Origin of the sequence: Sphingobacterium sp. 18053 (assembly GCF_902706145.1) — a bacterium.
Lineage (GTDB): Bacteria > Bacteroidota > Bacteroidia > Sphingobacteriales > Sphingobacteriaceae > Sphingobacterium > Sphingobacterium paramultivorum.
On record NZ_CACSJW010000002.1, the window covers coordinates 175,260 to 188,278 of the forward strand.

The following is a 13,019-nucleotide window of genomic DNA, read 5'->3' on the forward strand; positions in this document are numbered from 1 at the left end:
TGTAAGAACTGTTTTTCTTGTAAATTTTTACTTTGCAAAATATTCACGAAGTGCTTTAATCTGTTTCAGATTAAGCACTTTTTTTAGTTCTTCATCTGAGGCTTCCTTCGCTTTTTTCACCGATTTAAATTCAGTTAATACTTTTTCAACTGTTGTTTTACCTATACCCGGAACATTTTCCAGCTCTGAAACGAAGGTTTTCCGGCTCCGTTGATTCCTGTGGAAGGTGATTCCGAAGCGGTGTGCCTCATCCCGAAGATGTTGAATGATCTTGAGGGTTTCAGATTTCTTATCTAAATAAAGTGGATATTGATCACCTGGATAGAAAAGCTCCTCCAGCCTTTTGGCAATACCGATGACGGTTACTTTTCGCTCTATCCCCAACAAGCGCAAACTCTTTAAGGCTGCGCCTAGCTGCCCTTTTCCGCCATCGATAATAATCAATTGCGGCAAAGGCTGGTCTTCATCCAATAATCGCCTATAGCGTCTAAAAACAGCTTCCTCCATCGTAGCAAAATCGTTGGGCCCCTCAACTGTTTTCACATTAAAGTGGCGGTAATCTTTCTTCGAAGGTTTTGCATCCTTAAAGACAACAATAGCCGATACGGGATAATTCCCCTGAATATTCGAGTTATCAAAACATTCAATATGCTGTGGCAGCACATTCATGCGAAGATCTTTTTGCATCTGTTTTAAGATGCGCTCGGTCCGAATATCAGGATTAAGCTTTTCATATTGCAACAGGCGCTCTTTTCTAAAAAATGCCACGTTCTTTTGGGAAAGCTCCAGCAATTTTTTCTTTTCGCCCAGCTTCGGAATCGTAAATCGAATCCGTTCGTTCTCTTCAATATCTAATTCAAAGGGTACAATAATTTCCCGCGAAAGGCTTTTGAAGCGTTCCCGAATCTCCGGTATGGCCAAGGCCAAAAGCTCCTGTTCACTCTCATCCAAACGCCGCTTCATTTCGAGCGTCTGTGTCTGAATAATAACACCATTCATGACTTTCAGGTAATTGACAAAAGCGTAGCCCTCATCTGAAGCAATACTAAATACATCCACATTTGTAATGGATGAGTTGACCACTGTAGACTTGCTCTGGTAATTGTCCAGCTTATCCAGCTTCGCCTTAATTAACTGCGCTCTTTCAAAATCCAGAGCTGCTGCGGCGGTAGCAATACTCTCCTTTAAACGATTGGTCACTACAGCAATCTTTCCGTTCAGAATATCTTTGATATCACTCAGGTTCTGATCGTAATCGTCTTCGGACTGATACCCTTCACAGGGCCCCTTACAATTTCCAATTTGATATTCGAGACAGATCTTAAACTTCCCTTTCCGTATATTTTCCTGTGTTAGGGCCAAATTGCAGGTCCGGAGGGGAAACAATTCACGAATCAGATCCAATACAATATGCATCATCCCCACGGAAGGATAGGGGCCATAATAACGGGACCCATCCTTAATATATTGCCTGGTCCAAAAAACCCGCGGAAAAGGTTCGTTCTTGATGACAATCCAGGGATAGGTTTTATCATCCTTCAACAGAACATTATACTTGGGCTTGTGTTTTTTGATCAATGAATTCTCAAGCAACCAAGCATCAATCTCCGTGTCAACGATAGTAAAAGATATACGGTTGATCTTCCGAACCAAAACACGGGTTTTGCCATTCAGCTGATTTTCGTTAACGAAATACGAGCCGACCCGATTACGCAAATCCTTCGCTTTACCGATATAGATCAGTTCGTTATTTTTATCAAAATACTGATAGACTCCCGGTCGATGCGGTATCTTCTTTAATTCTTCTCTATAGTCAAATACGTCCATTATATTCCAATATCAAACACCGTCAGCAAAAAAGCCAGACAACAAATCTCGAAAAAATTTATTGTCTGGCCCAATGGTATTCGTTAAAATAACTTAGAAACCTAAGCGATCATCTTTTAGTTTAGTCGCATCTTTGCCGCTTGAATCCGTAGACCCATCTTCGACATCAGAGCCACCACCGCCCCAATACTGATTACAGTCAATGACACGGGTAAGCCCACCCTGAGGTTGCTCAAAATCACCTTTGGTATACTTCAAATTTGAATCTTTATACACTTTCTGCATGTAGTAAGCGAATACTGGCATTGCTGCTGCTGCCCCTTGTCCGTACTCCATCCTGTCGAAACTAATGCCTCGATCTTCTGCACCAGTCCAAACACCCGTAACCAGTTCTGGTGTAATACCAATAAACCAGGCATCTGAGTTATCGTTGGTTGTACCTGTTTTACCGCCAATTGGATTTGTGAGCTTATACATCCATTGAATACGTCTTGCCGTACCTTGGGATACCACCTTTTTCAACATATCAACAATAATATAAGCCGATTCACTATTTAAGGCTTTTACGACCTTTGGTGCTTTATCATAGATTGGTGTACCATTTTTATCTTCAATACGTAGGATCGCTGTTGGCTCAATCCAAGTTCCTTGATTCACAAATGCCGAATAAGCACCTACCATATCAAAGACGGACGCTTCATAAGCCCCTAATGAGATCGAAGGATAATTGGGCACATCACTTGTTATACCCATCCGTTTTGTCAATGCAGCTACTTCCGCAGCGCCAACTTCGTGCACCAGATAGGCCGTCGCATAGTTTTGCGAATAAGCCAATGCTTTCGCTAAGGTAATTGGGTTCCCACCTTGTGCATTTCCTCTTGGTGTCCATCCGTTATAAGTTTGTTGGTAATTGGGAATACTGTAACATGGTGAATAACCATTGTCAATCGCCACAGCGTACGTAAATGGTTTCGCCGTTGATCCGACTTGACGCGTACCCATTTTTACCTGATCATATTTGAAGTGGTCAAAGTCAATACCTCCAACCCAAGCTTTGATATGTCCGGTCTTCGGTTCCATAGACATCATCGCATTGCGCAACATGAGTTTATTGTACTTTATGGAGTCCATTGGCGTCATCATCGTATCAACACTTCCCTTCCATGTAAATATATTCATCGGAACCTTTACATTGAAGGCCTTTTTGATCTCATCTTCATTCAAGCCCTCTTCTTTCAAAATACGGTAACGGTCAGAGCGCTTCATTCCACTAATGAGCAACTTGGCTTTATCCCCTTTAAAAGCATCCCTATTTTTCCATTGCGCAGCAAATTTAGACTGCAGTTGCTTCATCCACTCTTTTTGCGAATCCTCTGCATATTGCTGCATAGACATATTGATCGTCGTATAGATTTTCAATCCATCACGATCGAGGTCATAAGGTGTGCCATCTGGTTTGGTGATGGACAATTTTGCAAATTCCTTTTTGATTTCATCCTTTAATACCGCTCTAAAATATGGCGCCAAACCCTCACCGTAATTTGCGATCTTAAGTTCTAAACCAAGTGGTTTTTCTTTCGCTTTTGTAGCCTCCTCAGCCGAAATAAAATTTGCGGCAACCATATTGTTCAACACCGTATTACGGCGAGTACGTGATTTTTCTGGATACCGCACAGGAGAATATGCTCCTGGGCCTTTAAGCATCCCCACCAAAAGGGCTGCTTGGTCAGCTGTCAGTTTATCCGGAGTCGTATTGAAATAAGTCCGCGCAGCGGATTTGATTCCGTATGTATTGTAAGCACCAAAATCTACCGTGTTAAAATACATAGTAATAATCTCATCTTTGGTATAATTTCTTTCCAAGCGAACAGCTGTAATCCATTCCTGAAATTTCTGGATGACACGCTTTAGAAAATTCTTTTGCCGTCCATCCGAAAATAGATTAAGTGCCAGCTGCTGTGTAATTGTACTTCCCCCCTGTTTGTTACCGGTCAGGGTGTGAAAGATAACTGTAAATGTACGTGAGTAGTCAATCCCAGAGTGATCATAAAAGCGTTTATCCTCTGTCGAAACCAATGCTTTGACCAAATAAGGTGACAATTCACTATACTTTACGTTGGAGCGGTTTTGGACATAATAGGTTCCCAATACCTTATGATCTTCCGTGATAACTTCGGAAGCTAAATTACTTTTGGGGTTTTCCAAATCACTGAAGGAGGGTAATTTTCCAAATACGCCAAGACGTATACTCAATATAAAAAGGAAACCTATCGCGACGATCCCGACGATAATTTTCCAAAAATTGAACGTATACCGCTTGACATCAGCCTCAGTAAGTTGATTTTTTTTTGATACTCGTTTCATCTATTTACTAAATTTCAGACGTAAATATTATTCATTTTAAAGACCGCATTGCATAGCCCATTTTTCCGTCCACAGTTCTGTTTTGCAAACTTGGATACTGCATTATTTTGATCTTTAAAGACTTCAATTAAGACATTAATGCTCACTCTATCAGATAGTGTGCCAAGAATCCCTACTTTGGCAAAGGTATTACTAATTGGGCCAAAAGCAAGAATTTAAACGTGAAAATATTGAGGCGAACTATGCGCGTTCAATCAAACAAACCGCATAGGCAACCACCCCTTCCTGACGACCGATAAATCCCATCGTTTCATTTGTTGTTGCTTTAATAGAGATGTCGTCGATATCCAAACCCGTTGCTTCAGCCAGTTTAACTTTCATTTGTGGGATATAGGGTTTGATCTTAGGAGCTTCCAGACACAGCATCGCATCAATATTGCCAAGCGTATATCCCTTCGCAGCAATCAGCGCCATACATTCTTTTAACAACAATAAACTGCTAATGCCTTTCCAGCGCATATCTGTATTTGGAAAGTGGTAGCCAATATCTTCTAAATTGGCGGCCCCCAAAATGGCATCACATATCGCATGGACCAACACATCGGCATCAGAATGCCCAAAGGCGCCAGCATGATGCTCCAATTGCACTCCACCTACAATAAATGGATGACCTTCTTTCATCTGATGGACATCAAATCCAAATCCTACCTTAATTTTCATTACACGAATTATATACAATAAAATAAAGCCAATGTATGCTATTTGATAACCTAACCTATGAGGTATAGATCACACCCGATTTATCTTCGCGGAGATCCCCTGGTATGGATATCTAAAAACAATGACAGATTACTGCGAAGATAACAATTCGCAGCTACATTTACCGCGACAAAAGGTTTCTAGCAGGTAGCGCAACGAAAATCATTGAAATAACGGTTCGACCGGAGGAAAAAAAAGACGCATAAAAAAAGGCTATCCTTGAGAATAGCCTTTTTTATATTATTGTCTGTTTGTTTTTCGAAACGCTTCGACAAGTAAAGCTTACGCTTCTACTTCTTCGGGCGCAAACTGATCATACACTTCTCCAAAAGCATCGTAGTCCTGATCGCCATTAGGCTCAAAAACCTGAATATCTTTTGATCGAGCAAAATCAACTATTTCAGTGTTGACATTTTCGTCAGCGACAACCACCATATCGGTAAAATGCAAAGCACCTTTATAGATAGCCTCATAACTACCATCACCGTACACCTGCGCATCCGCTGCTTTAAAGGAACCTTCTGGCGCCATTTCAGCATACTTTGTACCTAATGTACCTTTAAATTCTTCATTGAATAAAGAGTACATCACTTTTGCATCCTTGAATGTAGGATCGTCTTTATAAGTTGTCTTCACGTAAGCCGGTACCAAAGCAGAGAACCATCCATGACAGTGTACTACATCAGGGGACCATCCTAATTTCTTCACAGTTTCCAACGCTCCTTTACAGAAGAACACTGAACGCTCATTATTGTCTGCAAAGAATTCGCCATGCTCATCACTAAAAACTTTTTTACGCTGAAAGTAGTCTTCATTATCCAAGAAATACACCTGCATACGGGCCGCAGGTAATGAAGCAACTTTAATAATTAGCGGATTATCATTATTATCCACAACAATGTTCAAGCCTGAAAGACGAATAACCTCATGTAATCTATTTCTACGCTCATTGATATTCCCAAAACGCGGCATTAAGATCCGGATCTCAAAACCCTTTTCTTGCATCGCTTGCGGAAGTTGACGTGTAATTTCAGAAATTTTAGTTAATTCGAGGAAAGGCGACATCTCGTGAGTAATAAACAATATCTTCGTTTTTGCCATCTCCAGTTATTTTTATTTATTATTTTCGAACAGTAAAATCGGTCTACAAAGGTACGAAAAAAATACTTACTATGCAATTTACTATTAATCATCGTTTTATATTCCCAAAATATTATGCACCTTTGCCAACAAAAAACTAAATAGCAAAGTGGAAATTTTCAAAACGAAAGCATCTCTCCAAGCATACCTGCAAGAAGCCCGATCAACAGGTCAAAAAATCGCCCTAATCCCTACGATGGGCGCTTTACATGAAGGACATTTATCCTTATTAAATTACGCAAAACCAATTAGTGATATTCGTGTTTGCAGCATTTTTGTTAACCCCACACAATTTAACGATCCGAAAGATCTCGAAAAATATCCACGCCCCATCGAAAACGATATCAGATTACTGGAATCCGTCGATTGCGACATCCTTTTCTTACCAAGCGTTGATGAGATGTACCCCGATAAAAATGAGGTCTGGCATCTCGATCTTGGCGAACTGGACCAAATTTGGGAAGGTGAAAAACGCCCTGGCCATTTCCAAGGTGTCACCCAGGTCGTCTATAAATTATTTACATTGGTACAACCGGATATTGCTTGTTTCGGGCAGAAAGATTTTCAGCAGGTCATGGTTATCAAACGCATGATAGCCATGAAGGATCTCGCGATTCAATTGGCGATATGTCCTATCATTAGGGATCAAGACGGCCTAGCACTGAGCTCTAGAAACGCGCGCTTAAGTGAAGCTGGAAAAAGAACGGCTTTGGCACTCTCCCGTTCCCTGCAATATGTCAAAGATCATATACATGACGCTATCCCGCTAGCGGAAATAAAAGACAAAGCCTTACAGATTTTAACAGACACCGATGGGCTTAGCGTTGAATACTTTGCGCTATGTGAAAGTTCAACGTTAAAAGAAGTCGATCACATCGATTTCAGCAAGCAGCATGTCGCACTTGTCACGGCCTGGGTCGAAGGTGTCCGTTTGATTGATAATATGATTCTGAATAATTTGTCAAATTAATTGACAAATCTTTCAAATTCAGCAGAAAGCCCTACCTTTGCGCCATGGTAATAGAAGTAATGAAATCCAAGATTCACCGCGTTAAAGTTACACAAGCGGAATTGAATTATGTGGGTAGTATCACAATAGATGAAGATTTGATGGATGCCGCAAATATCATCGCTAACGAGAAAGTTCAAATCGTAAACAACAATAATGGAGCCCGTCTTGAAACATACGTCATCCCAGGTCAACGTGGATCAGGTATTATCTGTTTGAATGGTGCTGCGGCACGCTTGGTTCAAGTAGGCGATATTGTTATCATCATTTCCTACGCAACCATGGACTTTGAAGAAGCTAAGCAGTTCAAACCTTCCGTTGTATTCCCAGACGACAACAATCATCTGATTAAATAATCAGGAAGCACTGTAAGCTTAGTATATAGCTATTTCATATTTATTTAATGGGTAGATCACGAATACTCACAAAATAAAATCGTATTTTTGAAGCGTTACCCTAAAAAGTAGCGCTTTTTTATGTACCGAAAAACAACAAAATCCCCACGTCAGCTTATCGCATTTTGCCAATTGGTATTAATGTCGCTGATTATTATTTCGGGTGTTGTTTTTATGCACAAAGAGGTAAAATCAACCGGTGAAATTGTCATGCACACCCACCCTTATGATTTTACCAAAAAACAAAAGCCGCAAGAAACAGATGACCAAATCGAATACCTCAATGTCATCTATCACAATACCTACGTACAAACTGAATTTACCGTCCTTGAACTTCCTCTTCCGCGTGAAGTAAAAGAAGAACATTATAATTCATTTTGTCCGGAGGCGATCAGCACAACGATCGATCATTACCACTTACGTGGTCCCCCCAGCTTAGCATAAACCAAAAATCAAAGATTTCGAAGGCCTGTCGCTAGTTCCATAACGATCAAACGAACTTGGCGCAAACAAGTAAGACATTACGCATGTGCTAAATCGCTTGGCTCCAGAACGACAGCATGAAATACCGCTTTGATCCCATTTTTATTTGCCTCTTCTTTGAGAATTGTCCCTGTTACAATAGCGAAAACCTTCGCTGAATACTGTCATTATGGTTTCAGTGAGCTCATTGGCATACATTACCTTGTCGGAAACAAGCTATTACCCTGCTTCCGATAAGACGCAATGCCTTGAACGCGGTTCATAACCAGGAACAGATCATGCTATACGAGGCCTGTATTTATAAAATTTTTATAAAATTACGATGCTAAAGCAATACACTTTATTGGCCACATTACTGGCTGGTACATCCACTATATACGCCCAATCAAAACTTGAAGGCTACTTATTTAACAAAAACCATGAGGCGGTTCCTTCTGGTACACTGACTTTAAAAAACAGCAAGCTCGCAACTACATCTGATCCAAATGGGTACTTTAAGCTGTCTGCAATACCAACGCAAAAAGTAACCTTAAATATATCGGCAGTGGGCTATCGCTCCTTCAGCAAAGTCATCTCTTTAGACACGTTGAAGTCGCCTTTGCAAATTCAACTGGAAGAAGACAACCTCAATTTGGATGAGGTTGTTGTTTCGGCTACACGCTATGGCGTCAAACGGAAGGACGCCCCCGTGGTTGTCAATGTCATCGGTCCAAAATTATTTAATGCGACACAATCTGTTGCCATGTCGGAAACATTGAATTATCAGCCGGGTGTACGGGTAGAAAACAATTGCCAGAATTGCGGCTTTTCACAAGTCCGCCTGAATGGCCTCGAGGGCCCCTATTCACAAATATTGATAAACAGTAGGGCGGTATTTTCCGCATTAAATAGCGTATACGGATTGGATCAGATTCCAACGAGTATGATCGATCGTATTGAGGTTGTGCGCAGTGGTGGTTCGGCATTATTTGGTGCCAATGCGATCGCCGGAACAATCAATATTATTACAAAAGATCCTGTAGAAAACGACTGGCAGGTAAAATCCACCAATTCACTCATTGGCGGCAAAAGCTGGGATAATACAGTGGATTTTAATACCTCTACCGTTTCGGAAGACCTCAAAAGAGGAGCCACATTCTACGGTATGCACCGTAATCGGGAAGCTTACGATGCAAATGGCGATGGTTTTTCGGAAATAACCAAACTTCGTAACACCACGTTCGGCACAAAACTATTTTACAAACCGAGTGACCTGGATAAGATAACGGTTGATTTTAGCACCGTGAATGAGTTCCGCCGCGGTGGTGATCAACTCGATAAAGTACCGCACCTGACGCAAATCACCGAGCAGTTGGAAACCAGTTCGCTTGTTGGCGGAATCACGTACGATCACTATTCCACAGATTATAAGCAAAAAATGTCGTTGTATGGCTCTGTGCAGAAAACTGTTCGCGACAGTTACTATGGCGGTCTTGGAGGTGGAACAACCCTTGCGGACAGCACATTAGCCGCAAATGCCTATGGAAAAACAAATGATATCGCGCTAGTTGCCGGGGGACAATATACCTACAGCTTTGAAAGAGATGTATTTACTGCCGGAGTGGAGTTTTCATACAACAATACCCAGGATGAAATACCAGGGTATAAACGAACCATTGATCAGCAGAACAAAGGACTAGGGAGTTATGCCCAATACGAATGGAAGCCTTTAAGCAATTTTAAAACGTTAATCGGAGCGCGATATGATTACACCTATGTTGACGGCAAATATAGTCTCGCAGGTATAAACCGAAACTCAGATCAGCGTTTTGGTACTTTCAGCCCCAGATTGACAATATTATACGATATCACAAAAGATCTTCAATTTAGAGGAGGCTATGCACGGGGTTTCCGTGCACCACAAGCATTTAATGAGGACATGCACGTCACTTCCATTGGCGGAAACCAAGTATTTGTATTGATCGGTGAAAATCTGAAAACAGAATACTCCAATGCCTATACAGGCTCTTTTAGCTACAATAAAAATTTTGGAAATGTACAGACAAGTTTGCTCGTGGAAGGATTTTACACGGATCTAAACAATCAGTTTGTCAACGTCATGGCGTCTGAAAAAGATGGATTGATTATCCAGGAAATGCAAAATGGTGAAGGAGCCCGGGTGTATGGTTCCAATATTGAAATCAATATTGCGCCATCCTCCTGGTTTTCTTTCCAAACTGGTGGGACGATCCAGCGTTCTCGCTATAAGAAAGACCAACTCATCTATACAGGAAAAGAAGACGGGCAGGACATCCTCACCAAGAAATATGTCCGTACGCCAAATATCTATGGTTATATGAATAGCAACCTGAAAGCGACCAAACAATTTGCGATCGATCTGACGGGCGTGTACACTGGAAAAATGATTGTTCCACATATTCAACAAGATGTAATGACCCTTAAAAATGCCCGGGACTTTGTGGAATTAAATCTCCGCTTAGGGTACACCTTTCCAATACATAAAGATTTCAGCATTGAAATTTTTGGTGGTGTACAAAACATGTTCAATGCTTTTCAGAAGGACTTCGACAAGGGAGCGCTACGTGATTCAGATTATATCTATGGTCCAACACGCCCCCGAACTTATACATTTGGCCTTCGTGTTGGTCATTTTCATTAACATGGATTTGGGATATGAAGCATTTCCAAAAAATATATGTGCTATTGATCCTATTCTTTTATCCGCTCAGTTCTCATGGACAGGAGCGGATAAATTGGATTGATTTTGCACAACTGGATTCACTCCTGACTGTTTCACCGCGCGAAACGCTCCTCTTTATTCATACGGATTGGTGCAGCTATTGCCGGAAAATGGAACAGGAAATCTTTACAAAAAAGGAGATTGTCCAATTAATCAACAAGCGTTACTATGCCGTTCATTTAGATGCAGAATCTATCCAAGACATTGCTTTTGACCAAAGTATATGGAGGCCCTTAAGCAAAAGAAAGAAAACAGGACAATACCATCCTTTAGCTTTGCAATTGCTAAAAGGAAGAAAAATGATCTTCCCAACTCTCCTACGTTTTGATAGCGAATTTCGTCTAAAAAGTATACGACAAAAATACCTGAACTCAAATGAGTTAGCTGTTTTTTTAGAATAATTTAACATTTACTTGTAGCGAACTCCATTATTCCTGCGTTTTGGATTTTATAATTAATACACACTTTAAGAAATTATGAAAAATATCACGAAATTATTAATGGCGTTTTTGTGTCTGGGGGTTCTTTTTACGGCTTGTAATAAAGATAATATCGATTATGATGAATTAATAAGACAACAACAAGAAGCCATAAAAAAGGAAAAGGCAAGACAAGATTCTTTATACAAAGATCAGGCACCTTTATTATTAGAATATGCTAAACAAAACTTCAAGGATGATGCTGGTCAAGCTAATTACGTTGTAGACGATTCGACGAAGATTATTTATCAAGTTCTGAATCCTGGAGATAAAACATCTTACACTTATAAGGCTCAACTTGGGAATGGAGGCTATGTGATAACATCCCCTTCGGTAACAATCAATTTCAAAGGACAACTATTGAATGGGACTGTATTCGACCAAAGTAAAGAAGGCACACCGTCTAATTACAGCAACTTAAGCCCTGCGATTAACAAATATGGTGGCGCGTGGTATTATGCATTTATCCCAAAAGTTATTAGCCAAGATGGTCGCGAATTGAAATTCAATGGATTAACAACATCAGGGTTAGTTAAAGGATCTAAAATTCGTTTCGTAGCACCTTCCTACCTAGGGTTTGACGAAAAAGAATTTAAAGATGGTAGCGAAAAAATAGCAGTACCGAAAAATACACCTGTTGCATATACAATAGAGATTACTGCTATCTCAACGGGTTCCAACTAAGAAATAAAAACAATGCATTCATCGAAGCCGTTCTCCTAGTGAGAATGGCTTTTTTGTAAGTACACGTTCAGAAGTGTAAATTAATGTATCAAAATGTTAATTGTTATAGCGAAAACTTTTAACGAAGAAAAAATAATATACATTTGCAAAGCTACTTCACAAAGAAAATAGCTTTTCCTTGAAAAACCAATAAAAAATATAATGAAAAAACTGTTATCACCACTATTCATGGGAATTGCAGCAATCGCTTTCCTTATTATCAGCTGTAACAAAAGCGACGATGCTCCGGTTTATGATGCGAACGCACAATTTAAGACGGATTCTGTAACACTTAAAAATTACGTCAGCCAAAATTACCCTGCTGCACAATACAACAGCGAAACGGGAATTTGGTATGAAATTCTTGCCGAAGGAACAGGGAACTATGAGTATAAAGTGGTTGACACATTAAATGGCAAATACTTAAAATTTAAACCGACTGTAAAATACGTTGGAAAATTATTGAGTGGAAGTGTATTTGATCAAACTGATACTGCCAAAGAATTTGAAATCATCACAAACACGGGGTATCAATATCCATTTTACAGCACCATTATTCCAGCTTGGACCTTCGCATTTGCTCCGCAAAAAATCGGTGACATGAAATTAGGTGGTTTAACGGAAAAAGGTCTACAAAAGGGCAGTAAAATTCATATCATGGCACCTTCCCTTTATGGATACCAAAACCAGGCTGTGGGAACTATTCCTGCAAACTCGCCATTGGATTTTGTAATTGAAGTAACGGATATCAAATAATTATCGCTCCTTGAAGCAATAAAGCATAAAAGCTCCTAAAATGATGTCATTTTAGGAGCTTTTTAGTTCAATGAGGTTTTCAACGATTAGTGTATTTATTGGACGATAGTTTTAATGTTTGCAAAATTATCCAAAAACTTAAAAGTAAGATAGATCTTAAAACTGATATATTTTAATATCTACTTATACCTAATAACAATTTTCAATCAATTCTTAAACAGTGATCAGTCACTGGTTATTCAGTCTACACTGAGCGATCACTGAACAAGTACTGTCGAAAGAGTTAATTTGATCACAATCAGATCCTAATTCCCCGCAAAAAAATAAAAGAGAAAAAAGGGAAG

Annotated in this window: 11 protein-coding genes; 7 read left to right on the plus strand and 4 right to left on the minus strand. The window is 40.0% G+C overall.

Features of this window, described 5'->3' with window-relative positions; translation table 11 throughout:
* Window positions 1-27: 27 nt before the first annotated feature.
* From uvrC to GVK91_RS04875, 4 genes are all read right to left on the minus strand, one after another.
* A complete protein-coding gene (gene uvrC, locus GVK91_RS04860; RefSeq protein WP_153845739.1) occupies window positions 28-1,827 on the minus strand; it encodes an excinuclease ABC subunit UvrC in 1,800 nt (599 codons plus the stop codon).
* Between the two features lie 93 nt (window positions 1,828-1,920).
* Complete coding sequence (locus GVK91_RS04865; protein ID WP_153845740.1) at window positions 1,921-4,191, minus strand: transglycosylase domain-containing protein; 2,271 nt, start codon at window positions 4,189-4,191, stop codon at window positions 1,921-1,923.
* 240 nt (window positions 4,192-4,431) lie between these two features.
* Entirely contained in the window at window positions 4,432-4,911 is a 480-nt protein-coding gene (gene ispF / locus GVK91_RS04870; protein ID WP_070570337.1) for a 2-C-methyl-D-erythritol 2,4-cyclodiphosphate synthase, read from the minus strand.
* A gap of 321 nt (window positions 4,912-5,232) precedes the next feature.
* Complete coding sequence (locus GVK91_RS04875) at window positions 5,233-6,051, minus strand: glycogen/starch synthase (RefSeq protein ID WP_070570107.1); 819 nt, start codon at window positions 6,049-6,051, stop codon at window positions 5,233-5,235.
* A 148-nt stretch (window positions 6,052-6,199) separates the two neighbouring features.
* On the opposite strand from GVK91_RS04875, the gene panC reads away from it, so the two are divergent.
* The 7 genes from panC (at window position 6,200) to GVK91_RS04910 (ending at window position 12,675) form a co-directional block, all read left to right on the plus strand.
* Complete coding sequence (gene panC / locus GVK91_RS04880) at window positions 6,200-7,060, plus strand: pantoate--beta-alanine ligase (RefSeq protein ID WP_153845741.1); 861 nt, start codon at window positions 6,200-6,202, stop codon at window positions 7,058-7,060.
* Window positions 7,061-7,104: 44 nt separating this feature from the next.
* Entirely contained in the window at window positions 7,105-7,455 is a 351-nt protein-coding gene (gene panD / locus GVK91_RS04885; RefSeq protein ID WP_088163054.1) for an aspartate 1-decarboxylase, read from the plus strand.
* Between the two features lie 120 nt (window positions 7,456-7,575).
* Window positions 7,576-7,938: a hypothetical protein gene (locus GVK91_RS04890; RefSeq protein ID WP_088163055.1), complete on the plus strand. Its 363-nt coding sequence runs from the start codon at window positions 7,576-7,578 to the stop codon at window positions 7,936-7,938.
* 361 nt (window positions 7,939-8,299) lie between these two features.
* Window positions 8,300-10,636 (plus strand): TonB-dependent receptor, encoded by a 2,337-nt coding sequence (locus tag GVK91_RS04895; RefSeq protein WP_159727277.1) that lies wholly within the window; start codon window positions 8,300-8,302, stop codon window positions 10,634-10,636.
* A 14-nt stretch (window positions 10,637-10,650) separates the two neighbouring features.
* A complete protein-coding gene (locus tag GVK91_RS04900; RefSeq protein WP_159727279.1) occupies window positions 10,651-11,118 on the plus strand; it encodes a DUF255 domain-containing protein in 468 nt (155 codons plus the stop codon).
* A gap of 75 nt (window positions 11,119-11,193) precedes the next feature.
* Window positions 11,194-11,880, plus strand: a complete 687-nt coding sequence (locus GVK91_RS04905) for an FKBP-type peptidyl-prolyl cis-trans isomerase (protein WP_159727281.1) — start codon at window positions 11,194-11,196, stop codon at window positions 11,878-11,880.
* 201 nt (window positions 11,881-12,081) lie between these two features.
* The gene (locus GVK91_RS04910) at window positions 12,082-12,675 is read left to right on the plus strand and encodes an FKBP-type peptidyl-prolyl cis-trans isomerase (protein WP_120334972.1); all 594 of its coding nucleotides are present in this window, start codon (window positions 12,082-12,084) and stop codon (window positions 12,673-12,675) included.
* Window positions 12,676-13,019: the final 344 nt, after the last annotated feature.